This window comes from Streptomyces mobaraensis (assembly GCF_020099395.1).
Lineage (GTDB): Bacteria > Actinomycetota > Actinomycetes > Streptomycetales > Streptomycetaceae > Streptomyces.
In genome coordinates, this window is record NZ_CP083590.1 from 6,004,990 (window position 1) to 6,029,176 (window position 24,187).

The following is a 24,187-nucleotide window of genomic DNA, read 5'->3' on the forward strand; positions in this document are numbered from 1 at the left end:
ATCAGCGACACCAGGCACAAAGGGGTGGGAACGATGAAGAGGCCGGAGAGAGCGGAGCGAAACGGGAGAACGGGACCGTACGGAACGTCGGTGTGCGCCGGGAGGCCGGTGCCGCAGCGGCTGCTGGCCGCCGCCACCCGGCTGTTCGCGGACCAGGGCTACGACCGGACCTCCGTCCAGGAGATCGTCGAGGCGGCCGGGGTCACCAAAGGCGCTCTGTACCACTACTTCGGGTCCAAGGACGACCTGCTGCATGAGATCTACGCCCGTGTCCTGCGCCAGCAGCAGGAACGGCTGGACGCCGTGGCGGACCGGGACGCGCCGGTCGAGCAGCGGCTGCGCGACGCGGCGGCGGACGTGGCGGTGACCACCATCGAGAACCTGGACGACACGAAGATCTTCTTCCGGTCCATGCACCAGCTCGGCCCCGAGCAGTACCGGCGGGTCAGGGCCGAACGCCGGCGCTACCACGAGCGGTTCCGGGCGCTCATCGAGGAGGGGCAGCGGACGGGGGTCTTCAACCGGGCGACCCCCGCCGACCTGGTGGTGGACTACCACTTCGGCTCGCTGCACCACCTCGGCAGCTGGTACCGCCCGGACGGGCCGCTGACGCCGCGGGAGGTCGGCGACCACCTGGCCGACCTCCTGCTGCGGGCGCTCCGGCCGTAGGACCGTACGAGGGGGGACGCGGCCGGGGTGTCACGCGTGGCAGGCCAGCGGCCGGCCGCCGTTCATCTCGGCCATGTCCCCCAGCACCTTCGGCAGATCGAGCGGCACGCCCAGCGGCAGCCCGTCGAGCTCCGCGTAGGCCCGGTGCAGGTTGCCGACCAGCCGCTCGCTCTCCTGGAGCGCCGCGAACTCGCCGAGGTCGGCCTCGCGCGCCACCTCCAGCGGGGTGCGCCCCGCCGCGTGCCCGGCGCGCGCCAGCTCCCCGACGTACCGGAAGTAGCGCTCCACCGTGTCGTACACGCCGGGGTCGGTCACCGGCCCGTGGCCGGGGACGACGGTCTCGGCGTCCAGGCCGCGCAGCACGTCCAGCGCGGCGAGCGAACCGCTGAGCGAGCCGAACGGGATGAACGGCGTCCCGCCGTTGAAGACCAGGTCGCCGGTGAACACGATCCGCCGCTCCGGCAGCCAGACGATGGTGTCGCCGACCGTGTGTGCCGGGCCGGGGTGGATCAGCCGCACCTCGGTGTCGCCGATGTGCATGGTGAGTTCGTCGGTGTACGTGAGGGTGGCCGGAGTGATCCGCACGTCGCCGTACTCGACCCAGGGCCAGATGGCGTGCAGCTGCGGCCCGACGGCCAGGGTCTGCTCGCGGCAGCCGGCGTGCCCGACGATCGTCGCCTCGGGGGCGAAGACGCAGTTGCCGTAGGTGTGGTCGCCGTGGTGGTGGGTGTTGACGACGAGGGAGGGCGCGGGGGCGCCGCTCGCGGCGACGGCGTCACGCAGCAGCTCCGCGCGGCGGACGGTCGGGGCGGTGTCGATCAGCAGGGTGCGGCCGCCGTCGGTGACGAAGCCCGCGTTGTTCAGGCACCAGCCGCCGTCGGGCTGGACGTAGGCGCTCACGCCGGGCGCCAGCGGCACGGTGTAGGGGGCGGGGACGGCGTCCGGGCCGGTGGGGGCGGCGTCCGCCGGTCCGGCGGACGGCTCGGCCCCCTGGGAGCCGGACAGGGGGGTGCTGGTGCTCGACATCGTGCGCGCCTCTCCTCGGGGTGCGCCCGGCCCGCGCCGGGTGCGCGGAACCGGACCGGCCGTCAGAATACGGACGGCGGCGGCGATATGGGAGGGCGGGCTCCGCTCAGGGTGGGCGCCTGCTCGGGGCGGGCGTCCGCTCCCCCGGGTACCCGCTCAGCCCCGGCGCCCGTTCAGGCCCGGCGCTCCGGGGAGGGGCTCAGCCCCGGCGCCCCAGGCCGGTGCGCAGCCGCTCCAGCAGTCCGTGCAGGACGGCCCGCTCCTCGTCGTCGAAGGAGTCGAGGGCGTCGCCGGTGGCCCGCATCATCTCCTCCCGGACCCGGCGGATGGTCTCCTGGCCCTCCTCCGTGGCCACCACGTTCTTCACCCGGCGGTCGGAGGGGTCGGGCTCGCGGCGGACCAGGCCGCGTGCCTCCAGCCGGTCGACGATGCCGGTGACGTTCGACGCGTCGCAGACCAGCAGCGCGGCCAGGCCGCGCATCGGCACCGGGCCCTTGAGCTGGGCGAGCAGCTTGGCCTGGACGCCGGTGAGGCCCTGCCGGGCGGCGGAGGCCGTGAAGTCCTGCCACTGGGCGGTGCCGAGGGCCGCCACGAGTTCCAGGAGCTCGGACTTGCTGGGGGAGGTCGGGGCGGTCATGGCGGCCAGTCTACTGAAGAGCTTGATGGCCTAAACCATTAACTTGACGACCTCAAGCATCGGGCCTACCGTTACCCAGTTGCTTGACGACCTCAAGCATCAATGTCATGAAGCATGAACGTCGTGAAGCATCGAAGTCCCGCAGCAGACGGAGGAACGAACCGGCCATGACCACACCAGTGCCCGCCACCCCGGCCCGGCAGCGGAGCGAGACCGTCGTCGTCTTCGCCCTGAGCCTGGCCGCCATGGTGGTCTCGATGATGCAGACCCTGGTGGTGCCGATCCTCGGCCTGATCCAGAGCGATCTGGAGACGACCCCGGCCAACGTCAGCTGGGTCACCACCGCGACCCTGCTCTCCGCCGCGGTCTTCACCCCGCTGCTCGGCCGCTTCGGCGACCAGCACGGCAAGAAGCAGACGCTCGTCGGCGTCCTCGTCGTCATGGTGGCCGGTTCCGTGCTGGCCGCCACCACCCACTCGCTGCTCTGGCTGATCGTCGGCCGGGTGCTCCAGGGCGCCGCCACCGCGATCTTCCCGCTGGCCCTGTCCGTCCTCCGCGAGGAGATCCGCCCGGCCCGGCTGCCCGGTGCGATGGCCCTGGTCAGCGGCACCCTGGCGTTCGGCAGCGGCCTCGCCCTGGTCGCCGTCGGCCTGCTCACCTCCGGTGACCACCCCGACTACCGCAGCGCCTTCTGGCTGGCCACCGGCCTCGCCGCGCTGGCCCTGATCGCCGTCGCCGCCCTCGTCCCCGCCACCCGTGAGACCACCGGCGGCCGGACGGACGTCCTCGGCGCCCTCACCCTGGCCGCCACCCTCGTCCTGCTCCTGCTGCCCGTCTCGCAGGGCCACGAGTGGGGCTGGTCCTCGGCCCGCACCCTCGGCTGCTTCGCCGGCGCGGTGATCATGGCCGCGGTGTGGACGCTCGTCGAGCGGAAGGTCAAGGAGCCGCTGGTCGACATGCGGATGTTCGCCCACCGGCCGGTGCTCTTCGCCAACCTCGCCGGGCTGCTCGTCGGCTTTGGCTCGTTCGCCCTGTTCATCGGCGTCTCGTACCTCGTCCAGATGCCGTCCGGGCTCACCGGCTACGGCTTCGACGCCAGCATCCTGCGGGCCTCCGTCGAGTTCCTGCTCCCCGGCACCCTCGTCTCGCTGCTCGCCGCGCCCGTCGGCGGCAAGCTGGTCCGGCAGCACGGCCCCCGGCCGGTGCTCTACCTGGCCTCGCTCGCCGGCGCCCTGGGCTTCGCCTGGCTCGCCGTCGACCACGACCACGCGTTCTCCGTGATCGCCGGCGGGATGCTGGTCGGCGCCGGCATCAGCTTCGGCTACGCGGCCATGCCCGCCGTGATCGTCGGCAGCGTGCCGCCCCACCAGACCGGCATCGCCAACGGCATCAACTCCATCTCCCGCTCCACCGGCAGCGCCATCGGCAGCGCCATGGTCACCACCGTGCTCGCCTCCAAGAGCGTCGAGCACCTGCCGCCCGGCCTGCCCAAGCTGCCGGCCGAGAGCCAGTTCACCCTGACCTTCGTGCTCGCCGCCGCCGCGTTCGTGCTGGTCTCCCTGGTCGCCGCGCTCGGACTGCGGACGATTCACACCCTGCGGTCCACTGCGGTGGCGGGCTCCGCCCCGGCGGCGGACGCTGAAACGGCAGGCGCTGGAACGGCAGACGCCACGCGCTGAGACCCGCCCGCCGACCTGAGGACCCTGAGGACCCAGAGGACCCGAGGAGCATCACCATGAAGGCTGTCAGCTACCGCGCCTACGGCGGACCCGAGGTCCTGGAGTACGGCGAGGTCCCCGAACCCAAGGTCGGCCCGGACTCCGTGCTCATCGGGGTCAGGGCGGCGGCCGTCAACCCGGTCGACTGGAAGGCCCAGGCCGGCTACCTCGACGGGCAGCTCGACGCGGTCTTCCCGGTCGTCCCCGGCTGGGACGTGTCCGGGATCGTCGTCCGGCTCGGCGCGGACACCCCCGAGTTCCAGGTCGGCGACGAGGTCATGGGCTACGTCCGGGAGGACTTCCTCTCCCGCGGCACCTACGCCGAGTTCGTCGCCGCGCCGGTGCGCACCCTGGCCCGCAAACCGGCCGGCATCTCGTTCGAGCAGGCGGCGGGGCTGCCGCTGGCCGGCCTCACCGCCTACCAGGCGCTGCGGGCCGCCCGCGTCGGCCCCGACGACACCGTCCTCATCCACGCGGCGGCGGGCGGCGTCGGCTCCCTCGCCGTCCAGCTCGCCCGGAACACCGGCGCCCGCGTGATCGGCACGGCGAGCGAGCGCAACCACGCCTACCTGAGCTCGCTCGGCGCCGAGCCCGTCACCTACGGCGACGGCCTCGTCGACCGCTTCCGCGCACTCGCCCCGGAGGGCGCCTCCGTCGTCCTCGACTTCGTCGGGGGCGGCGTCATCAAGACGTCCTCCCGCATCACCGTCCCCGGCGCCCGCCTCGTCTCGATCGCCGACCCCGCCGTGACGGAGATGGGCGGCCGGCTCCTCTGGGTCCGCCCCGACGCGGCCGACCTGGCGGCGCTGGGGCATCTGGCGGAGCGGGGGCGGCTGTGCGTGGAGGTGGCCGAGGTGTTCCCGCTGGAGCGGGCCGCCGAGGCGCAGCGGAGGAGTGCGGAGGGGCATACGCGGGGGAAGCTGGTGATCGTGCCGTAGGGGCGCCTGCGGCGGGCCGGTGCCCCGGTCCCGCCCCCTTCGCCGCTTCCTGGGGCTGCCGCCCCAGCCCCCGCTTGTCGCGGCTTCGCCGCTGATGGGGATCAGCGAATTTCCCCGGGGCTACTCGGGTTCCCCACTTGCTTCAGCGGTCAACTGGCTACCGGGGCCGCCCGGTCGATGAGTGTGCGGGCCGTGCCGACCGGTCAAGGGCGCCTACGGCGTCGCTACGCGATGAGCTGCGCTCACCCTGGACAGTTCGGCTCGGCCCTGGTGCTGGCTGGCTATCGGGCGGCCCCTCCACTGTGGCGTCCGGCTGCAGGTCGGCCGACGCGGGTGGGGAACCACAGCGAGCAGGTCTGTCCCATACCCCGAGCAGGGGGTGGGGAAATTCAAAAGCCCTATCACCGCTCGTCCTCAAACGCCGGACGGGCTGAATGGTGCGCCCGGATGCACTAACCAGCTCGTCCGGCCTTGAGGACAACCGCGCGGAGCGCGGTTTCAGGGGGTCCGGTGCCCTCCCCGGGAAACGGTGAAAGGGCGGGACCGGGGCACACCCCCTACCACCCCGAGCAGCTCCAACTTCCCCGCACTGTCCGTCCCCACCGCCGGCGTGAACCACAGCAACCGCTGCCGCCCGTCCTCACTGCACAGGTTGAGACAGTTGACCTCCACCACCCCGAGCGCGGGGTGATGAATACGCTTCCGGTCCGCCCGGCGGACCCCGACCTCATGCCGGGCCCACAGCGCGGCGAACTCAGGTGATCTGGTGTTCAGTTCGGCGATCAGGGTGCGAGCCTCGGGATCCTTCGCGTCACGGCGGGCCGCCGCGGCCCGCAGGTCGGCGACGAACGACCGTGACTGCGCATCATGATCAGCCTCGGGATAGAGCCGCCGCGCCCCGGGGTCCGTGAACCACCGGTACACGAAACTCGCCTCCCTGCCCCGGAACCCGGACTGATCGCCGAGCAGGGCGACGGCAAGCGGATTCTGTACGAGCGTGACGTGCAGATCGGTGATGACCTGCGCCGGAGTCGACGTCAGCCGGGTGAGCAGATCCGTCATCCCGGGGTGCACATGCGACCGGGGTCCGCCCGGCGCGGGCAGCGGACGGCCGGCGAGGCGGTACAGGTAGTCGCGCTCGTCCGACGTCAGCCGCAGCGCCCGGGCCAGAGCGGCGAGCATCTGTTCCGAGGGCTGCGAACCCGCGCCCCGTTCGATCTCGTTGTAGTAGTCGACCGAGGCGCCCGCGAGCTGCGCGACCTCGTCGCGGCGCAGCCCCGACACGCGACGCCGCGGGCCCGCGACGAGGCCGACGTCCTCCGGGCGGATGCGCTCGCGCCGCGAGCGGAGGAAAGCGCCGAGTTCGGTGTACTTCGGGGAAACCACCCGTCCAGTCTGCGCGATGACGACCGGCCGGCGGGCCGCCGAGACAGGGGATGACATCCCCTGGCACGGCCACCGCGCACATCGCACCGTAGAAGACATGAACCCCACCGACACTGCCACCGACACACCCCGCCGGGTCGCCGTCGTCACCGGCGGCTCGCGCGGCATCGGACGCGCCGTCGCCGAGCGCCTGGCCCGCGAGGGCCTGACCGTGGCCGTCAACTACGCGAGCGACTCCGCCTCCGCACGGGAAACGGTGCGGGCGATCACCGAGGCCGGCGGCCGGGCGATCGCGCTCCGGGCCGACGTCGCCGACGAACACGCCGTCACCACCGTCTTCGACCGGGTGCGGGACGAGTTCGGCGGCGTGGACGTCGTCGTGCACTGCGCCGCGCGGCTGGCCCTGTCGCCGATCGCCGACCTCGACCTGAGCGCGCTCGACGCCATGCACCGCACCAACATCCGCGGCACGTTCGTCGTCGCCCAGCAGGCCGCCCGCCGACTGCGCGCGGGCGGTTCCTTCGTCGCCTTCTCGACCTCCGTCGTCGCCACCCAGTCCCCCTCCTACGGCGCCTACGCCGCGAGCAAGGGCGCCGTCGAGGCGATGACCCTGATCCTCGCGCGCGAGCTGCGCGGCCGGGACGTCACCGTCAACACCGTCGCTCCCGGTGCCACGGCGACCGACATGTTCCTGGACGGCAAGACGGACGAGCAGATCGAGACGCTGGCGAAGGCCCCCGCGCTGGAACGCCTGGGAACGCCGGCCGACATCGCCCACGTGGTCGCCTTCCTCACCAGCCCCGAGGGCCACTGGGTCAACGGCCAGATCCTGCGGGCCAACGGCGGCCTGGCCTGACGACGGCGACCACCCCCACCTGAAAGGAACACCCCGACATGCCCTTCGCCAACCTCAAGATTCCCGCCGGCACACTCACGGACGAGTCCAAGAAGAAACTGCGGGACGTCGTCACCGACGCGTTCACCGACGCGTACGGCGAACGCGCCCGCGCCACCACGCTCGTGATCCTCGAAGAGATCGCCGACGGCGGCTGGAGCCTGGGCGGCACCGTCCTCAACGCCGAAGTCCTCGGCCGGGTGTGAACGGGACGCGGACGGACCGGCGCGGCGGCAGGATTTCAACCGCGAGGCCGGGCCGGTCTGCGGAGCCATATAAAGGAGACTGTTCATCTGCGATTGAGCACCAGCACCCCCTGCGGCCTGTGGTCCAAGCCGGGCGCTACCGCGAAGGCCATGGGCTATTCCGTCGAGTAGGTCAGGAATCTTGGGTCGGCATGGGGGCAGCTCCTCAACTGCATCGGTGAAGAACAGTCTTGTGGCCTCTTGATTCAGGGCGAGCAGAAGCAAGTGATCATAGAGGTCGTCGAGAGCCGCGACGGCTGAGCGACCGGTGACAAACGCGCCACCCGTAGTGCCCCGCGGGTGCTATGCGCCTCGGCGGCCGTTCGGCTCTGGCCGCATGGTCACGGAGCCCTGTAGGTCGATGTTCGGCTCGTGGAATCGATCGGCGCATGGCCTGCTCATCGCCGATCACGCGAGACCTGCGGTTCGAGCCTCGTCGCGCCGGCGTGTGCCAATCAGCAGTGCGGCACGACGCGCCGACCCGGCACCCGGCGGACGGAGCATGCTGCCGACGAATGCTGTCGAGGGATCGTGACCAGGACGGGCGCCACTCCGTGCCGCACTAGAGTACGACTGACCGTTCGTCACCGGGCACCGTTCGTCACCAAGGGGTACATCACAATGGGAGTCGTCCTTCCGGGCAAACTTGCCAAGGTCTTGGACCTGATCGGCGTGAGTTGGCCGAACGTGGACGAGGACGACTACCGCGAGATGGCGAAGTCATTGCGTTCCTTCGCCGAGGAGGTGGACAGCGGCCGCGGCGATTCGAACGTCGCCCTCAATCGCCTCCTCTCCACCAACCGCGGCCAGATGACGGACGCCGTCGAGGCGCATGTCAACAAGCTCAACGGCAAGCACCTGCACAATCTCGCCGAGGCAGGCAGGCTGCTGGCCGGTGGCCTGGATGGCGCGGCCGTGGTCGTGGCGGGCGCCAAGAGCGCGGCCATCGTGCAACTGGGCATCCTGGCGTCCGAGGTGGCGGCAGCTCAGGCGGCTGCCCCTATCACCTTGGGGTTCTCGGAACTGGGTGCCTTGAGCGGCGTCGCCGTTACGCGCACCGTCGTCAAGCGACTGTTCAAGGAGGCCGCCCGAGCGGCGGCTCAGGAAGTCCTTTCCATAGCCACCGGCCCGGTCTTCAATTCTCTCGATGCCATGGCTACGGATTTGGTCGTCCAGGTCGTCTCCGACGGCCTGGGGGCCCAGGACGGCGTCGATCTCAAGCAGACCGTCCAGGCGGGCAAACAGGGCCTGACCCTCGCGAGTGCCGGTGGCGGAGGCCTGGTCCTCGACAGCACCGGAGGAGGATCCGGGGACCTCGTCTTTGACGAGCACGAGCACGCGACCTTCACGGGGGCCGTGCACGACCATTCCCGCCACCTGAACGAAAAGGGCGGTAGCCACCTCCGCGCGGGCCGCCACCACTTCAACAAGACAAGAGGGCGAGGCTCCCTTGCCAGAGCCATCGAGCAGGTCGTCGACAAGGCGGTGAAGTCACTCGGTGATGCTCACGGCAAGCTGCACAAGCATTTGGACGACGTCGGCAAGAGCCTCACCCAGGCCGGACGCGCCCACCAGCGGCAGGACCATCACGAGCGCGACAAGTTCCGGCAGGTCAAGAACAAGGGTGTCACCGGGAACTCCGGCGCGGACAAACCGGGCGGTTCCTCGCCGCACGTCAAGCCGGCCTCGCTGCGGAATGCTAAGGAGGACCCGCGACGCAACGGAATCCCGCTCGAGAAGACGGTGTGCAAAAACGATCCTGTCGACGTCGCCACGGGCGAGATGCTGCTCCCCGAAACGGACCTGTCCCTCCCCGGTGTACTCCCGCTCGTCCTGCGACGTACGCACCTGTCGGAATACCGCTACGGCCAGTGGTTCGGCCGGAGCTGGGCCTCCACCCTGGACGAGCGCATCGAGCCCGACCCGGTCGGCGGTGGCGCCGTCTGGGCCCGTGACGACGGATCGCTGCTGGTCTACCCCCGGCTGCCGCGCCCCGATGACGAGCCCGTGCTCCCGCTTGAAGGTCCTCGCCTCCCGCTGGCTCACGGCGGAGAACACAACGGGTGGACCACCTATCTGATCACGGACCCGTCCACCGGTATCACCCGCACCTTCACGGGCAGCCCCTACCACGCGTCTACTTCCCTCTGGCTGGACGAGATCGGTGACCGCAACGGCAACACTGTCACTTTCGCCCGGTGCCCTGACGGCACTCCCACCTCCGTCTCACACACCGGCGGCTATTCCGTACGGCTCACTGCCGAGAACTCACGCGTCACCACCCTTTCCCTGCCCACTGCTCAAGGACATGCCGCGCTCCTTACCTACGCTTATGACGAGCGAGGCGATCTGAGCGCCGTCACCAACTCGTCCGGTTCGTCGATGCGGTTCACTTACGACGCCGAGGGCCGAATCACGTCCTGGACCGACCGCAACAACCACACCTTCCGCTACGTTTACGACGCGCTGGGTCGGATCGTGCGCACGGTCGGGCCCGACGGGTTCCTCTCCTCCACCTTCGAGTACGCCATGGACGAGGAGACCGGGCATCGAATAACCCGCTACACCGACTCCACCGGAGCTGTCACCACCCTCAGGCTGAACAACCGGCTCCAGGTCGTCGCCGAAACGGATCCGCTGGGACACACGACGCTCCAGACGTGGGACCGCTACGACCGTCTGCTGACCCACACCGATCCCCTGGGTCACTCCACTGAGCTCACCTGGGACGAGGCGGGCAACCTCACCGCCGTCCGTTTGCCCGACGGAACCGGGGCGACCGCCCGGTACAACGAGCTCAACCTGCCCGTGGAGATCACGGACGCAAGTGGCTCCACGTGGCGGCAGACCTATGACGAACTGGGCAACTGCACCGGTGTCGAGTCTCCCGACGGGGCCGTCACACGCTTTACCCACGACCGTACCGGGGCGGTGTCCACCCTCACGGATGCCCTTGGCGCCGTCACGCGGATCCGCTCCGATGGCGTGGGACTACCCATCGAAATCACCGATGCCCGCTCCGCGGTCACCCGTGTGGAGCGCGATCACCAAGGGCGCCCCGTCCGTATCCAGGATGCCGCCGGCAACATCGAGCGCTTCGAGTGGGGGGTCGGGGACCAGCTCCTGGTCCGCGTTGCACCGGATGGCAGCAGGGAAACCTGGGACTGGGACGGGGAAGGCAACTGCCGCGCTCAGACGCACCCCCACGGCGGCACTACGAGCACCGAGTACGGCCCCTTCGACAAGCCGACCGCGCGCGTCACGCCGGACGGTGCCCGGTACGAGCTCAAGTACGATACGGAGCTCCGACTGGTTCAGGTGATCAACCCTTGTGGGCAGAGCTGGGACTACACCTATGACCGAGCGGGTCGCCTGACAGCCGAGACCGACTTCGACAACCGCCGGACCCATTACACCTACGACCCCGCGGGCCGCCTCGCCTCCCGCACCAACCCGCTGGGGCAGACGACCACCTACACCTGGGACGCCATGGGCCGCATGCTGACCCGTGACGCCGACGGGGATGTCACGCGCTACACCTACGGTTCCCACGGGCAACTGGTCGGCGCCGTCTCACCGACGTCCACGCTCACCATGGAGTGGGACGCTTTCGGCAGACTCGTGGCGGAGACCGTGGACGGCCGTACCAGTCGCTACGCCTACGACCGACTTGGCCGCCGCACCGTCCGTACCACCCCGACCGGAGCGGTCAGTCACGCGAGGTACGACGCGGCGGGCGATCGTGTGTCGCTCACGACCGACGGGCACGCCCTTTCCTTCGCGTTCGACGACCTCGGCCGTGAGGTCTCCCGGTCCTGGGGCGCACCAAAGGCAGCGACCACCCTGACCACGGCCTGGGACGCCCTGAACCGGCCCGTCACGCACAATCTCACGGCCGTGGGAACGATTCTTCGTACAGAGGAATACGCCTACCGGCCCGACGATCACCCAATTTCCCTCATCCGTCGAACGCCAGGCGGCGGACGCCAAGAGAAACGCATCTCCCTCGACCCGGTCGGCCGGCCGCTCACCATCACAGCCGCTGACTGGGCCGAGACGTATGCCTACGACGCCACAGGCAACCAGGTCTCGGCGGACTGGCCGGTGGCAGGCGGCCGTGCCGACGCCCGAGGCGCCCGCACATATGACGGCACGCGTCTCCTCTCGGCCGGTTCCATCCGCTACGAGTACGACGACGCCGGTCGCGTCGTCCAGCGTCGCCGTATCAGGTTGTCGCGCAAACCGGAGATCTGGCGGTACACATACGACGCCGAGGACCGCCTCGTATCCTGCACCACGCCCGACGGCACACAATGGCGTTACTCCTACGACCCGTTGGGCCGGCGCACGGCCAAGCACCGTCTTGCGGCGGATGGCCACGCGGTCTTGGAAACCGTCCGTTTCACCTGGGACGAGACCCGGTTGGCGGAGCAGTCGGATTCCGTTACCGGAACGATCCTCACCTGGGAGTACGACGGTTATCACCCGGTCTCCCAGTACGAGCGCAAGCCGCTGGGTGCCGACGAGGTCGACTCCCGCTTCTTCGCCATCGTCACCGACCTCGTCGGCACACCCACCGAACTCGTCTCCGAGACGGGCGAGAAGGCGTGGCAAGCCCGTTCCACCTGTTGGGGCGTGACCGCCTGGAACACCGACGCCGTCGCCTATACCCCGCTGCGCTTCCCCGGCCAGTACGCCGACCCCGAAACCGGCCTGCACTACAACTTCTTCCGCCACTACGACCCTGACACGGCCCGTTACACGACCCCCGACCCACTGGGGCTGGCCCCGGCGCCGAACCCTTCGACGTATGTGGTCAATCCATGGGTGTGGGCCGATCCTCTCGGTCTCGCCCCGAGTTCCTGCCGACAGGACCAGTACGACTGGGAGGGCAGTATCCGGTACGAGCGCCTGGATCACCTGGGCCGTCCTACCGGCGTGCATGGGTGTCTGCGCCGTGAGATGTTGCGCAAGGGATCCCCGGCCGGCGACCTCTGGCCGCCCGGTTGGCGCGGTAACGGCAAACTGTTCAACGAGGCCCGTGGACACCTCCTCGCCAATCTCTTGGGCGGCCATGGAAAAGGGCCTCTCGCATATCACAACCTCATCACGCAGACCCAGAACCCGACCAACACCCCCCGGCAACGGCTTGAAGTCGAGAAGAAGATCTATGAGGCGGTGCGCAAGGGTGAAATCGTGCAGTACTCGATCAGGCCGCGCTACGAGGGGAATAATCCGATCCCTATCAAAATCGAATACGTAGCATTTGGGAATCGAGGCTTCAATTTCGTGCACAGCTTGGACAATCCGGCCGCCGGAGTGCGAACCCCGCGCGCCTAGCTGCCAGATCAGTTCGATAACATCGATTCGAACCGGACACAGGAAGTAGCCATGACACGCACCACTCCCGAGCGGCCGATCGATGTCGAAGCCCTCTTTCCTGAGCTCTCCGAGCACCGTCGCACGAGCACGCGGCTGCACCCGCGTCCAGGGTTGCCAGGGCCGAGCGAAAGCTCGGTGGGTGGCCCCTTCCTGTGGCCCGCCGACGAACCCTGGCCCGTGTGCGCTGTCGGCCATGAGAAGAACCGAGGGCGTCGGCCGGTCGATGTGCGGCGGTGGCGGCAGGTACTCGATGACGCGTGGCGGCGTGATCCTCAGCGGGGCCCGTCCGAAGAGGAGCTGACGCTGCTCGACCGGCTCGAAACTCCCGTGTGCCTGGCGGAGTTGGCAGATGACGACCCGATCCCGCTGCTCGCCCTGGCTCAACTATTCGTTCGTGATGTACCGGATCTGACCGGCCCTGATGGGTGTGATTTGCTTCAGGTCTTCTGGTGTCCATTTGAGGCGCATGGGCCTGAGCAAGCCATTGACGTGACGCTGAAGTGGCGACGGTCGGGCGAAGTGAGGAATCCCCTCACGGTAATGCCGGAGCCGGCGGTCGTTGGCTTGGATGATTGCGTTCCGGCGCCCTGCGTTCTCGACCCTGAACAGGTGCTCGAGCATGAGTATGTGGAGCTCTTGCCTCCGGGCCTGATGGAACGTGTTGTCGCCTGGAACGAGCGGCAGGAAGCGGAGGCCGAGGAGCGCGGGCAGGATTTCCCGCTCACCTACCAACACGACCTTTCCGTCGCGCCGGGTTGGAAGGTCGGCGGCTTCGCTTCCTGGCATCTCACCGGTCCAGTGCCGGTCGTCTGCTCGTGCGGCACCCCTATGCGCCCGTTGCTCACGGTGGCCGAGCACGAGTGGGACGGCGGGGCACCGACATGGGTCCCGCTGGAGGACCAGGACATGATCGAAGCCGCGGAAGCGAACGCCCCGACGCAGGTTGCCGTCGGTAGTGGGTGGATGTACGTGTTCACCTGCCCGGCCGATCCGACGCACCCCCATCACGTCGAGTTTCAATGATGCGCGGTGGTCGGAACCCTGCCCGCATCCACGGCTCGGCCGGGCCGCCGACCTCGCACCCTCACCGCCCCCGCCACTCCCGCAGCCTCCGCCACGCCTCCAGGCCGTCCGGGACCCACCGCCACTCCGGCAGGCGGCGCGCGACCTCGTCCTCCGGCAGGAAGCCGTGCCAGGCCACCTCCTCCGCCTGGGGGCGGACCGGCAGGTCGCAGCGGACCTCGTAGACGGCCGACCACCAGCCCCCGTACTCCTCCGACCGGTACAGGAAGCGGAAGAGGGGGGTGGGGGCGGGGAGGCCGTGTACGCCCAGTTCCTCTTCCGCTTCCCTCAGGGCCGCCGCGTCGTACGTCTCGCCCGTGCCCACGACGCCGCCGACTAACAGGTCGTAGTGCGAGGGGAAGATCAGCTTCTGCGCGGTGCGGCGGTGGACGAAGAGGCGGCCGGCCGCGTCGCGCACCTGGATGAACGTGCAGCGGTGGAGGAGGCGGCGGGCGTAGATATCCGCCCGCGGGGCCTGGCCCACGACCCGGTCCTGTTCGTCCACCACGTCCAGGATCTCGTCCGCCGACAGGGGCTGAGGGTGATCGGTTCGGTCGGTCATGGAGACATTCAAGCGGCCTCAGTGCGACTGGAGGTCCCGGAGCTCCGGTGCCGTCGTCCCCGGTGGCATCGCCGGGTGGCGGCCGATCAGGACGATGCCGACGACGATCGCGGCCATGCCGGCCGCCTGCCAGGCGAGCGCCGCCGGCGTGGTGCGCAGCTGGTCGCCCAGGAAGCCGACGCCGCAGGCGATGCCCGCCAGGGGCTGGGCCGCCGTCAGGGCCGGCAGGGACATCCGCAGGGGAGCGGTCTCGAAGGCGCTCTGGACCAGGACCAGGCCGGTGACGCCCAGGGCCAGCACCACGTACGGCTGCCAGCTGATCACCAGGGACGCCCAGCCGCCGTCGCGGAAGCGCTGGCCGCTGACCCGGGTGAGGGCGTCCTGGAGGCCGTACAGCAGGCCGGCGGCGATGGCGAGGGTCGCGGCCTCGGCGCTCATCCGGAGGCGCTTGGAGACGGCCGCCAGGACCAGGGCGCCGCCGACCACCAGGCCGACGATCAGCCAGTGCCGGAGCGGGTCGGACACCGACTCGCCGCCGTGCGGGCGGCCCGCGACGATGAAGGCGGTGACGCCGCCGGCCAGCAGCCACAGGCCGCCCCAGCCCGTCCAGCCGAGCGGCTGCTTGGTCTGCCAGCGGGAGAGGGCCATGGCGAACAGCAGGTTCGTCGCGAGCAGCGGTTCGACCAGCGACACCTCGCCGCCGCCCAGCGCCACCGCGCCGAGCGCCATGCCGCACACCATCAGGCCGATCCCCGCCAGCCAGCGCGGCATCCGGACCAGGTCCAGCAGCAGCCGGAAGGAGAGGAAATCGCTCATGGGGGCCCGCTGTGCCGCGTTCTGCTGGAGGACGAACCCGACACCGAGGCAGAAAGCCGCGCTCAGGGCGAAGGCGAAGACCATACGTCGCGCACCTCAAGACCTGCCGGTCATCAGCGAATTGACCCGGTAGACGATAGTCGCCGCACGGACGGTACGCCGTCCGAGTACCCCGCTTTCGGACGTTCATCCAGACCGGAGCGGACGGGACCGTATCGCCCTTGACGGGAAGCTGTGACTAACGCTTTGCTGTGCGTGATCAAGAATGCCGGTCAGCGGGCACCCGGGTCCGGGCCCCCGCAGGGACGCACGCCGCGGAGGACGCCCGACGATGACCCCTCCACCCCCCTTGGGCCGCTCTCGGCTGGGGGGCGGGCCGACCTTCGACTCCGCACTCGACGACACCGAGCTGGTCACCGTCCGTGACGAGCTGGCCCGGGGGCGGTGGGGCGAGGCCCGCCGGCTCCTCGCGGAGACCGGCGATGACTGGGACCTGCGCGGCCACCGCCTCACCACCCTCGCCGCCGTGCCCACCAGCACCGCCTGGGGACGCGAGTGGCTGCTCGCCGAGCCCGACAGCGCCGACGCCGCCGCCCTGCTCGCCTGCGCCGCCGTCCACCGCGCCGTACGCCGTAAGAGCGACGCCGAGAGCGCCCGCAGCCTGTGCCGGGCCGCCGCCCGGATGGCGCCCCACGACCCCACCCCCTGGCTGGGCCTGCTTCTCCTGGCACAGGCCGGGGTCACCGACGACGAGCCCGCCCGCTGCTTCGGCCAGGTACGCGCCCGGCACCCCGAGCACCACCACGCCCACCACCTGATGGCCGCCTGCCTGGCCGGGCACAAGGCCGACCACGACGACCCGCTGCACGAGGTCTACGACTTCGCCGCCTGGGCCGCCGAACAGGCCCCCGCCGACTCGCCGCTGGCCCTGCTCCCCGTCGTCGCCCACGCCGAGCGCTTCCGCGCCCTGGCCCGCGCCGGCACCCTGCCGCGCGACCCGGGCGCCTCCGGGCACTGGGCCGGCCGCCGGGCCCGCCAGGTGCTCAAGACGGCCTTCGACTGGTGGCTGGAGTGGGACGTCAACGACACGGACGACGCGCCCGAGGCCGGCGGGACGGGCGGGAGCCCGCGAGCCCCATGGACACCCGCCGCCCCACCGCACCCCCGGCACAAGGTCGACCTGAACTTCCTCGCCCACGCCAAGCTCCACGAGGGCCGGCTGGCCGAGGCCGCGGCGCTGCTCATCCGGATCGGCCCGCACGTCACCCGGGAGCCCTGGGCCTACCCCGACCGGGACCCCAAGGCCGCCTACCGCGCCGCCCGGCGCGCTGCCCTCGGCTCCCGGTGAACAACGCAGGACATCCCCCGCACATCCCCCGCACACCCACCCCAGTGAGGACGGCCCCCGCATGCCAACCGGCAGGACGACACCCGGCAAGGCGACACCCGGCGAGATCAGCACCTTCAAGGGACAGGAGAGGAGCCTCCGCGCCGACCGCATCGGCCTGGCCGGCCTCCTGATGTCCGTCGTCGCCGCCAGCGCGCCGCTGATGGTGACCACCGGCGGCATGCCCGTCACCTTCGGCGTGCTGGGCGTCGTCGGCTCGCCCCTGCTGTACGTCATCCTCGGGCTGATCCTGCTGCTCTTCAGCTTCGGCTACGCCGAGATGAGCCGCCATGTGCACAACGCGGGCGCCTTCACCGCGTACATCGCCCGCGGCCTCGGCGGCACGGCCGGCGCCGGGTCGTCCATCGTGGCCCTGGTCTCGTACAGCGCCATGCAGTGCTGCATCTACGGCCTCTTCGGCTTCGAACTGTCCAACCTGCTCCAGCGGCACCTGGACATGACCGTCGCCTGGTGGATACCCGCCCTGATCGCCGTCGTGGTCGTCGGCGTCCTCGGCTGGCTGAAGATCGACCTGAACGTGAAGGTGCTCGGCGTCCTGCTGCTGATCGAGGTCGTGATGGTCCTCGTCTTCGACGTCGCCGGCCTCGGCTCGCCCGGCCCCGAGGGCGTCTCGCTGCGCGCCTTCCACCCCGACACGCTCTCCGGCGCCGGGCTCGGCACCGCCTTCTGCGGCACCATCGCCTCCTTCGTCGGCTTCGAACAGGCCGCCGTCTACTCGGAGGAGACCAGCCGTCCCCAGGTCGTCGTCGCCCGGGTCACCTACCTCGCCGTCGGGTTCATCGCCGTCTTCTTCGCGATCAGCGCCTGGGCGCTGACCGTCGCCGCCGGGCCGTCGAAGATCCACGAACTCTCCCTCGCCGAGGGCCCCAACCTCCTCTTCGGGCTCACCGAGGACCGGCTCGGCTCCGGGTTCACCGACGTCATGCACCTCTTCTACGTGACCGGCATGTTCGCCGCGATGCTCAGCTTCCACAACGTCGTCGCCCGGTACGCCTTCGCCATGGGCCGCGAGGGGCTGCTGCCCGCCGCCGTCGGCCGCACCTCCCGCACCAGCGGCGCGCCCGCCCACGGCTCGCTGCTGCAGAGCACCGTGGCGCTGCTCGTCGTCATCGTCTTCGCCGCCACCGACGACAAGCCGACCGGCGACCCGACGGCACCCGTCCTGCGGCTGTCCAACTGGCTGGGCAACGTCTGCGCGCTCGGCGTCACCGTGCTGATGATCGCCGCGTCCGCCGGCGTGATCGTCTTCTTCGTACGGCGCGGCGCCGCCCGCGCCCAGGCGTGGCGGCTCGTCGCCTCGGGCGTCGCCGGCCTGGCCCTGACCGTGATCGCCGTGATCACCGTCCGGGACTTCGACGCGCTGGTGGGCTCCGGGCCCGACTCGCCGCTGCGCTGGCTGCTTCCGGGCATCGTGCTGGTGGCGCTGGTCGCCGGGCTGGTGCTGGGGGCGGTGCTGAAGTCCGTACGGCCGGAGGTGCACGCGCGCATCGGACTCGGGAACGAGGCGTTCCAGCTGGAGAAGGCCGCCGCGAGCGAGGCGGCGGGGCGGGCCTGAGCCCGTGGGGGCGGCGCGGGCCTGGGCCCGTGGGGGGCGCGGGTGTCCGAGCCCGCGCCACCCCCGGCCGGTTCAGCCCGCGGCCGCCGCGTCCCGCCGGGAGACCAGCCGCTCCACCAGGTCCACCACGTCGCCCACCGTGCGGACGTACGCCAGTTCCTCGCGCTCCACCTGCTGCCCGAGGTCCCGCTCCAGGACGGTGATCAGCTCGACGTAGTCCATCGAGTCGACCCCGAGGTCCTCGCGCAGATCGGTGCGGAGGTCCTCGACGTCCTCCCTCGGCACCACCACGGCTTCCGCGAGCAGGTTGATCACCCGCTCCTCGATCTCGGCCCGGTCCATGGCCGCCTCCTCGTCTGTACGGGTACGGGTAGGGGTACGGGTGTCGGTCACGGCTTCGCCGGGCGCTCGGGCAGCGGCACCCCGGCCACCGCCAGGGCCTTCGGCGACAGCTCGTCGCGCTGCCAGCCGAGCGACGAGAACCGGCTCAGGCCGTCGCCCTCGTTGTTGTGGCCCAGCAGCACCGAGTACAGGTTCACCGTCTCCGGCTCCTGGAGCTGCTCCGCGAACGGCACGTCCTCGAACCGGGTCACCCGGCGGTGCCGCACCAGCAGCGAGCCGTACCGGCGGTCGTAGTCCTCCGGCGTGAACGTCAGCACGCCGCACTGGCCGTCGACCGCGCCCGGGTCGACGCTCTCCCGGCAGGTGCGGATCACGGAGTGGCTGCCGTTGACGAACCGGAAGATCGTCAGGTTGCGCCGGAACGCCGAGTGGTCCACGGCGATCTGCTGGACCAGCGTCGGCACGATGTCCGGCACCATCGCGGCCGTGCCGTCGCCGGTGAACGAGATGACGTTCTCGTCCCGGCGGGTCGCGATGCCCGGCAGCGCCATCAGCCCGTCGCCCGTCAGCCCGCGCCCGTACCAGCCGGAGAACGACTTGCTGGTGCGCGGCAGGCTGTTGACCGCCGACAGGCCGGCCCGGCCGATGTCGTAGACGCCGACAGCGGTAGTCCTGCTCGCGGATCAGCCCGTCGAGGACGCCGCGCAGCCGACGGAAGAAGTGGTTGGTGGTCATGGGCAGCACCGGGAGCAGGCCGATGACGTCGCCGTCGGAGTCGCGGGACGAGGCGATGGCCGCGCGGCGGAACTCCAGCACCTCCGGGTCGACGTCCAGCCGCTCGCGCAGGGTGCGCAGCACGCCCTCGATGTCGGCGACCACGCCCAGGCCGGTGAACGGCGTCCGGTCCACCTCCCGTTCGACGATCTGGACGGGGGCGAGCTGCCGCAGCGAGATCTCCGAGAACGGGGTGTCGATCTGCGGTATGGGGGTGCTGACGAACGTCACCGCCTGCTCGCCGCCCGGCCGCAGCGCGCCGTCCTTGTACAGGTACTCGAAGACGCGCGGCGAGTAGCCGTACCTGCTCAGCGTGCCGATGTACTCGTCGACGGTCCGGCCGTCCCGGTAGCGGTTGACGGTGCCGGGCCGCGCCACCGAGTCGGCGAGGCCGATGCCCGCCTCCCGCGCCAGCTCGTACATCAGCTCCAGGGCCGGGCCGCTCAACGGGCCGACCTGGCACAGCAGTCGGCGGCGCTCGGTGTTGAGCAGGGTGACCAGCCGGTCGACCTCGGGGAGCGGACCGCCTCGACGGCCGGGCGCGGCGCGGTCCGGGGGATCTCGGGCCGCTGGTCGTCGGGGAGCGTCGTCTGGAGGACGTCGCGCGGCGCGATGATCACGACCGGGCCCTTGCCGGCCGCGTACGCCTCGAACGCCTCCGCGAGGCCGCGGGCGATGCCCGCGGAGCGCGGAATGTGCACCACCGGGAAACCACGGGCGAGCAGCGAGGGACGGCTGTCCTCGGTGAGGTGCATGGTGCCCTGGAAGGGGTGCCAGGCGTCCAGCTTGGAGTCGCAGCAGACGATGAAGCCGCGGGTGCCGACGGAGATGTGGTTGGCGAGCGTGCCGCGGAACTCCTCGTGCATGCCGCTCGTCGCCACGATCGCGAACGGCGCGCCGACCAGCGTCCAGCGGGCCAGCGCCGAACAGGCCAGGCTGTGCTCGCTCGGACCGCGCACGATCGGGTTGCCGTTGCCGACGGCCCGCCGCTCGATGTCGTCGATGAACGTGGCGACGCCGGAGCCGGTGTAGTAGTGCAGGCCCCAGGCCGAACCCGCCTCGGCGGTCAGGAAGTCGGAGAGGGCGTCGGCCATGGTGCTGGTCTTCCGGGCCGGCCGCAGCCGCCGGTTGGAGTGCAGCTGCACGGAGTCGACGATCGCGCAGGCGAGGTCGGCGGTCACCACCCGCGGCGGTCGGTCGGGCGGAACGTCGGCCGGACGCCACTCGGACGCCGGCCGGAAGGTCAGGCGGGACGCCGGCTCAGGCCGGAGGTCGCTCGGAAGGTCAGGCCGGACGCCGTTCGGAAAGCGCCGCGGAATCCGGGTCGCGCAGCCGGACGACGGCGGACCAGAGGGCGTTCCCCGGTTGCCGCGGATCGGCCTGCGGGAGCCGGGAGACGAGCCGCATCAGCGGGGAAAGGCGGCGCCATTTCGCCGCCGCGGACAACTGGGTGCCGACGCGTTCCACGGTCCAGCCGGCGCGTTCCCAAGAAAGCGACTCCGTCGTCCGGCGCGAATACGACGGGCGCGTTGTTCTCGCGGCTCGCCCGGGCCGAAAGCCGGCGGATGAGCGGGCCGATGACGTCGGCCGTCCACCACGTCACCCGGCAGGATTTCAGATCCGCCGAGAGGGCGTGGACCTCGGACGCGTCCAGATATAACAGAAGCCCTTCCGTGATGACGAGCGTCCGGCCGCCGCCGGCCGTCGCCGAGGCCAGGAAGGCGCGGCGGGCGGCGGCGCCGGTGAGGTCCACGGCGGTGCGCGAGAGGACGCAGCGCGGCTTCTCGGCGGCCAGCGCCCGCTCCTTCTCCTCGATGATCCCCGGCAGGTCGGCCTCCACCCACTCCAGGGAAGAGGGCAGGTCAAGGCGGTACGGCCGGGTGTCGAAGCCCGCCGCCAGGTTGATCACCCGGGTGCAGCCCTCGGCCACGCACTCCTCGACCAGCAGATCGATGAGCTTAATCCGGGCGATGAAGAACCAGCCGTTGCCGAAACCCCGCCGGGCCTCCCCGGCGATCACCCGGCCGCGCTCGCCGGCCAGCGCGGCCGCGTACGGATCGCTGAACAGCCGGTCCCGGCGGGCGGATTCCCTGGCCCGGTACTCGGCGACCCAGCGCGCGGTATCCGAGACATTGTCGATAACCGGTTTCCGCTCACCCGAGCGGACCCTTTCAGGGGAACCGAGAGGTTTCAACTTCCTTTCCTCCTCGGGGGTTTGTGAGCGATCCGTTACTCTGTTCGCTCTGCTGTGCCGTCCGATACGCTGCTGTGCCGTCCGCGCCCGTCAGCCGAAGGAGTCCGCGTCATGACCGTCCCCCGTGCGCGTCGCGTCGACGTTCCGCAATCCCTCCGGAAAGCCGGGGAATTCACCGACCCCCACTACGCCTCGGCCTACGCCATAGCGGTCGGCGACGCCCGCTCCCGGACGCCGGAGGAGTGGGCCCGGGCCGCGATCGAGGAGGCACCGGCCGCGCTGCGGTTCTTCCTGCGCTTCGGGTGGACGAAGGTGCTGGGGCTGCGCATGGGGCCCAAGTCCGGGTCCGCCGAGCACGTCCTCGGGTGGCGCATCACGGACTCCACCCCGAACGCGCTGACCATGGACGGGCATTCGGGCCTGTTCTCCTCCTACAACGTGGTGCTCACCGAGAACTCGACGCTGGTGTGGGCCACCGCCCAGCACTTCAAGGGGCGCGGAGCCGGCCTGCTGTGGGGGCTGGCCCGGCCGGTGCACCAGATCGCCGTGCCCTACCTGCTGCGGCGCTCCTGCAAGGCGGGGCAGCGCGCCGCCGGCCCGGCGGCGGGGTAACACCGCCCGGAGCCGCCCCGCGCGTCCCGTCCCGCGGCCGTGCCCCGCACCGTGGTGGCGTCCCGCGGCCTGAGCGCGGGGGAACGGCCGCGGCCGTCGCGCGAGACGGCCGGGCGCTGGTCACGCGGTGGGTCACGCAAGAGCCGGAAAACAGAAGAACCCCAGCTGAGCTGGGGTTCTTCGTTGTGTCCGAGGGGGGACTTGAACCCCCACGCCCGATAAAGGGCACTAGCACCTCAAGCTAGCGCGTCTGCCATTCCGCCACCCGGACCAGGTGTCGTTTCCTCGGGGTGTTCCCCGCGGCGACATGGAAAACAATACCAGGTTTGGAGCGGTGCTCGATCACCTGGGCGGAGGGCCGTTCCGGGGCTGCGACCAGCGGGTTCTTGCGGGAGTGTGTCGGCAGGATTGCGGCCTTGGGCTGGGGCGGCGGCGGGTGGAGGATGGCGGTGGGCCCACGCCGGGGGTCCGCGCGAGAGGGCTCCCGGGGGCGAACCACGAGGAGGCAGTGTGAGCGCGGAACAGACAACGGGCGCCGAGAACGAGGTCGTGGACATCTGCCGCGACCTGATCCGGATCGACACCAGCAACTACGGCGACCACTCCGGGCCCGGCGAGCGCGCCGCCGCCGAGTACGTGGCCGAGAAGCTCGCCGAGGTGGGGCTGGAGCCGCAGATCTTCGAGTCGCACCCCGGGCGGGCATCGACCGTGGCGCGGATCGAGGGGGAGGACCCGTCGCGGCCGGCGCTGCTGATCCACGGGCACACGGACGTCGTCCCGGCCGACGCCGCGGACTGGACCCACCATCCGTTCGCGGGCGAGATCGCCGACGGGTGCCTGTGGGGGCGCGGCGCGGTGGACATGAAGGACATGGACGCGATGACCCTCGCGGTCGTCCGCGACCGGATGCGGACCGGGCGCAAGCCCCCGCGCGACGTGGTGCTCGCCTTCCTCGCGGACGAGGAGGCGGGCGGCACGTACGGCGCCCGCTATCTGGTGGACAGGCACCCCGGGCTGTTCGAGGGGGTCACCGAGGCGATCAGCGAGGTCGGCGGCTTCTCGTTCACCGTCAACGAGAACCTGCGGCTCTACCTGGTCGAGACGGCCCAGAAGGGCATGCACTGGATGCGGCTGACCGTGGAGGGCACCGCCGGCCACGGTTCCATGACCAACACCGACAACGCGATCACCGAGCTCTGCGAGGCGGTCGGCCGGCTGGGGCGGCACCAGTTCCCGGTACGGGTGACCAAGACCGTGCGGTCCTTCCTCGACGAGCTGTCGGACGCGCTGGGCACCCCCCTGGACCCCGAGGACATGGAGGCCACCCTCGCCAAGCTGGGCGGCATCGCCAAGATCATCGGGGCGACGCTGCGGAACACGGCCGCGCCGACGATGCTCGGCGCCGGCTACAAGGTGAACGTCATCCCCGGACAGGCCACGGCGCACGTCGACGGCCGGTTCCTGCCCGGGTACGAGGAGGAGTTCCTCGCCGACCTCGACCGGATCCTCGGGCCGCGGGTCAAGCGCGAGGACGTGCACGCGGACAAGGCGCTGGAGACCGGGTTCGACGGGGACCTCGTCCAGGCGATGCAGACGGCGCTGCGGGCCGAGGACCCGATCGCCCGCGCCGTGCCGTACATGCTCTCCGGCGGCACCGACGCCAAGTCCTTCGACGACCTCGGGATCCGCGGCTTCGGGTTCGCCCCGCTGAAGCTGCCGCCCGAGCTGGACTTCGCCGGGATGTTCCACGGGGTGGACGAGCGCGTCCCCGTCGATGGTCTGACATTCGGTGCGCGCGTGCTCGACCGGTTCCTGGATGAGTGCTGACACGCTTTCTGAAAGAGCGTCAGGTTGTGCGGAGTTGGCGCTTTTTTAGCCGGAAAGAGTGAACGCGCTCAAGGTTACGTAGCCCGATTCCCCCCGTGTCGTTACAGGGTGTGCGGTCCGCGGCTGGGATCGCATTCCA

General features: G+C 70.8%; 21 protein-coding genes and 1 tRNA gene. 12 read left to right on the forward strand and 10 right to left on the reverse strand.

The genetic code is table 11. The annotated features are described in order from the left end of the window. The first annotated feature begins 33 nt into the window (after positions 1-33). On the forward strand, positions 34-669 hold the full coding sequence (locus tag K7I03_RS26510; protein ID WP_224347224.1) for a TetR/AcrR family transcriptional regulator: 636 nt from the start codon (positions 34-36) through the stop codon (positions 667-669). A gap of 30 nt (positions 670-699) precedes the next feature. Here K7I03_RS26510 and K7I03_RS26515 read toward each other — a convergent pair whose 3' ends face one another. Next, on the reverse strand, positions 700-1,695 hold the full coding sequence (locus K7I03_RS26515) for an MBL fold metallo-hydrolase (RefSeq protein ID WP_185944633.1): 996 nt from the start codon (positions 1,693-1,695) through the stop codon (positions 700-702). Between the two features lie 199 nt (positions 1,696-1,894). Next, positions 1,895-2,332 carry a MarR family winged helix-turn-helix transcriptional regulator gene (locus K7I03_RS26520; protein ID WP_185944634.1) on the reverse strand — a complete coding sequence of 146 codons (438 nt, stop codon included), beginning with the start codon at positions 2,330-2,332 and terminating at the stop codon, positions 1,895-1,897. A 167-nt stretch (positions 2,333-2,499) separates the two neighbouring features. Here K7I03_RS26520 and K7I03_RS26525 point away from each other — a divergent pair, with 167 nt between their 5' ends. Both K7I03_RS26525 and K7I03_RS26530 read left to right on the forward strand, forming a co-directional pair. Continuing rightward, positions 2,500-4,011 carry an MFS transporter gene (locus tag K7I03_RS26525; protein ID WP_185944635.1) on the forward strand — a complete coding sequence of 504 codons (1,512 nt, stop codon included), beginning with the start codon at positions 2,500-2,502 and terminating at the stop codon, positions 4,009-4,011. Positions 4,012-4,067: 56 nt separating this feature from the next. Further along, entirely contained in the window at positions 4,068-4,988 is a 921-nt protein-coding gene (locus K7I03_RS26530) for an NADP-dependent oxidoreductase (RefSeq protein WP_185944636.1), read from the forward strand. 498 nt (positions 4,989-5,486) lie between these two features. On the opposite strand, the gene K7I03_RS26535 is transcribed toward K7I03_RS26530, so the two are convergent. Further along, positions 5,487-6,374 carry a helix-turn-helix transcriptional regulator gene (locus K7I03_RS26535; protein WP_224347225.1) on the reverse strand — a complete coding sequence of 296 codons (888 nt, stop codon included), beginning with the start codon at positions 6,372-6,374 and terminating at the stop codon, positions 5,487-5,489. A gap of 97 nt (positions 6,375-6,471) precedes the next feature. Here K7I03_RS26535 and K7I03_RS26540 point away from each other — a divergent pair, with 97 nt between their 5' ends. The 4 genes from K7I03_RS26540 to K7I03_RS26555 all read left to right on the forward strand — a co-directional run bounded on the left by K7I03_RS26540 (position 6,472) and on the right by K7I03_RS26555 (position 13,919). Further along, positions 6,472-7,230, forward strand: a complete 759-nt coding sequence (locus K7I03_RS26540) for an SDR family oxidoreductase (protein ID WP_185944637.1) — start codon at positions 6,472-6,474, stop codon at positions 7,228-7,230. 38 nt (positions 7,231-7,268) lie between these two features. Then, positions 7,269-7,475: a tautomerase family protein gene (locus K7I03_RS26545; protein ID WP_185944638.1), complete on the forward strand. Its 207-nt coding sequence runs from the start codon at positions 7,269-7,271 to the stop codon at positions 7,473-7,475. 660 nt (positions 7,476-8,135) lie between these two features. Next, entirely contained in the window at positions 8,136-12,854 is a 4,719-nt protein-coding gene (locus K7I03_RS26550) for a DUF6531 domain-containing protein (protein WP_185944639.1), read from the forward strand. A 51-nt stretch (positions 12,855-12,905) separates the two neighbouring features. After that, the gene (locus K7I03_RS26555; RefSeq protein ID WP_185944640.1) at positions 12,906-13,919 is read left to right on the forward strand and encodes a hypothetical protein; all 1,014 of its coding nucleotides are present in this window, start codon (positions 12,906-12,908) and stop codon (positions 13,917-13,919) included. 61 nt (positions 13,920-13,980) lie between these two features. Here the strand turns inward: K7I03_RS26555 and K7I03_RS26560 are convergent, their stop codons facing one another. Continuing rightward, entirely contained in the window at positions 13,981-14,520 is a 540-nt protein-coding gene (locus K7I03_RS26560) for an NUDIX hydrolase (protein WP_185944641.1), read from the reverse strand. A gap of 18 nt (positions 14,521-14,538) precedes the next feature. Further along, positions 14,539-15,420: a DMT family transporter gene (locus tag K7I03_RS26565; protein ID WP_185944642.1), complete on the reverse strand. Its 882-nt coding sequence runs from the start codon at positions 15,418-15,420 to the stop codon at positions 14,539-14,541. Positions 15,421-15,667: 247 nt separating this feature from the next. On the opposite strand from K7I03_RS26565, the gene K7I03_RS26570 reads away from it, so the two are divergent. After that, complete coding sequence (locus K7I03_RS26570) at positions 15,668-16,684, forward strand: hypothetical protein (protein ID WP_185944643.1); 1,017 nt, start codon at positions 15,668-15,670, stop codon at positions 16,682-16,684. 61 nt (positions 16,685-16,745) lie between these two features. Further along, the gene (locus tag K7I03_RS26575; RefSeq protein WP_185944644.1) at positions 16,746-18,299 is read left to right on the forward strand and encodes an APC family permease; all 1,554 of its coding nucleotides are present in this window, start codon (positions 16,746-16,748) and stop codon (positions 18,297-18,299) included. 72 nt (positions 18,300-18,371) lie between these two features. On the opposite strand, the gene K7I03_RS26580 is transcribed toward K7I03_RS26575, so the two are convergent. Then, a complete protein-coding gene (locus K7I03_RS26580) occupies positions 18,372-18,692 on the reverse strand; it encodes an acyl carrier protein (RefSeq protein ID WP_224347226.1) in 321 nt (106 codons plus the stop codon). After that, positions 18,689-19,192 carry a hypothetical protein gene (locus K7I03_RS26585; RefSeq protein ID WP_185944645.1) on the reverse strand — a complete coding sequence of 168 codons (504 nt, stop codon included), beginning with the start codon at positions 19,190-19,192 and terminating at the stop codon, positions 18,689-18,691. Before K7I03_RS26585 ends, K7I03_RS26580 begins: the two co-directional genes overlap by 4 nt. Before the next feature lie 206 nt (positions 19,193-19,398). Here K7I03_RS26585 and K7I03_RS26590 point away from each other — a divergent pair, with 206 nt between their 5' ends. Beyond that, positions 19,399-19,713 (forward strand): hypothetical protein, encoded by a 315-nt coding sequence (locus K7I03_RS26590; RefSeq protein ID WP_185944646.1) that lies wholly within the window; start codon positions 19,399-19,401, stop codon positions 19,711-19,713. A gap of 145 nt (positions 19,714-19,858) precedes the next feature. Here the strand turns inward: K7I03_RS26590 and K7I03_RS26595 are convergent, their stop codons facing one another. Both K7I03_RS26595 and K7I03_RS26600 read right to left on the reverse strand, forming a co-directional pair. Continuing rightward, entirely contained in the window at positions 19,859-20,596 is a 738-nt protein-coding gene (locus K7I03_RS26595) for a hypothetical protein (RefSeq protein WP_185944647.1), read from the reverse strand. A gap of 62 nt (positions 20,597-20,658) precedes the next feature. Then, on the reverse strand, positions 20,659-21,609 hold the full coding sequence (locus K7I03_RS26600) for a class I SAM-dependent methyltransferase (protein ID WP_221903359.1): 951 nt from the start codon (positions 21,607-21,609) through the stop codon (positions 20,659-20,661). A 111-nt stretch (positions 21,610-21,720) separates the two neighbouring features. Between K7I03_RS26600 and K7I03_RS26605 the strand changes: the two genes are divergently transcribed. Next, positions 21,721-22,221 (forward strand): DUF2867 domain-containing protein, encoded by a 501-nt coding sequence (locus K7I03_RS26605; protein ID WP_221903360.1) that lies wholly within the window; start codon positions 21,721-21,723, stop codon positions 22,219-22,221. A gap of 186 nt (positions 22,222-22,407) precedes the next feature. Here the strand turns inward: K7I03_RS26605 and K7I03_RS26610 are convergent. Beyond that, positions 22,408-22,492 (reverse strand) — tRNA-Leu (locus K7I03_RS26610). A gap of 239 nt (positions 22,493-22,731) precedes the next feature. Here K7I03_RS26610 and K7I03_RS26615 point away from each other — a divergent pair. Beyond that, a complete protein-coding gene (locus tag K7I03_RS26615; protein ID WP_185944648.1) occupies positions 22,732-24,048 on the forward strand; it encodes a M20/M25/M40 family metallo-hydrolase in 1,317 nt (438 codons plus the stop codon). Positions 24,049-24,187 lie beyond the last annotated feature (139 nt).

Excerpts from the sequence above, each read along its gene's own strand:
- K7I03_RS26510 (WP_224347224.1), top strand. The coding sequence starts at position 34 with ATGAAGAGGCCGGAGAGAGCGGAGCGAAACGGGAGAACGGGACCGTAC.
- K7I03_RS26515 (WP_185944633.1), bottom strand. The coding sequence starts at position 1,695 with ATGTCGAGCACCAGCACCCCCCTGTCCGGCTCCCAGGGGGCCGAGCCG.
- K7I03_RS26520 (WP_185944634.1), bottom strand. The coding sequence starts at position 2,332 with ATGACCGCCCCGACCTCCCCCAGCAAGTCCGAGCTCCTGGAACTCGTG.
- K7I03_RS26525 (WP_185944635.1), top strand. The coding sequence starts at position 2,500 with ATGACCACACCAGTGCCCGCCACCCCGGCCCGGCAGCGGAGCGAGACC.
- K7I03_RS26530 (WP_185944636.1), top strand. The coding sequence starts at position 4,068 with ATGAAGGCTGTCAGCTACCGCGCCTACGGCGGACCCGAGGTCCTGGAG.
- K7I03_RS26540 (WP_185944637.1), top strand. The coding sequence starts at position 6,472 with ATGAACCCCACCGACACTGCCACCGACACACCCCGCCGGGTCGCCGTC.
- K7I03_RS26545 (WP_185944638.1), top strand. The coding sequence starts at position 7,269 with ATGCCCTTCGCCAACCTCAAGATTCCCGCCGGCACACTCACGGACGAG.
- K7I03_RS26550 (WP_185944639.1), top strand. The coding sequence starts at position 8,136 with ATGGGAGTCGTCCTTCCGGGCAAACTTGCCAAGGTCTTGGACCTGATC.
- K7I03_RS26555 (WP_185944640.1), top strand. The coding sequence starts at position 12,906 with ATGACACGCACCACTCCCGAGCGGCCGATCGATGTCGAAGCCCTCTTT.
- K7I03_RS26560 (WP_185944641.1), bottom strand. The coding sequence starts at position 14,520 with ATGACCGACCGAACCGATCACCCTCAGCCCCTGTCGGCGGACGAGATC.
- K7I03_RS26565 (WP_185944642.1), bottom strand. The coding sequence starts at position 15,420 with ATGGTCTTCGCCTTCGCCCTGAGCGCGGCTTTCTGCCTCGGTGTCGGG.
- K7I03_RS26570 (WP_185944643.1), top strand. The coding sequence starts at position 15,668 with ATGACCCCTCCACCCCCCTTGGGCCGCTCTCGGCTGGGGGGCGGGCCG.
- K7I03_RS26575 (WP_185944644.1), top strand. The coding sequence starts at position 16,746 with ATGCCAACCGGCAGGACGACACCCGGCAAGGCGACACCCGGCGAGATC.
- K7I03_RS26585 (WP_185944645.1), bottom strand. The coding sequence starts at position 19,192 with ATGGCGCTGCCGGGCATCGCGACCCGCCGGGACGAGAACGTCATCTCG.
- K7I03_RS26590 (WP_185944646.1), top strand. The coding sequence starts at position 19,399 with ATGACGTCGCCGTCGGAGTCGCGGGACGAGGCGATGGCCGCGCGGCGG.
- K7I03_RS26605 (WP_221903360.1), top strand. The coding sequence starts at position 21,721 with ATGACCGTCCCCCGTGCGCGTCGCGTCGACGTTCCGCAATCCCTCCGG.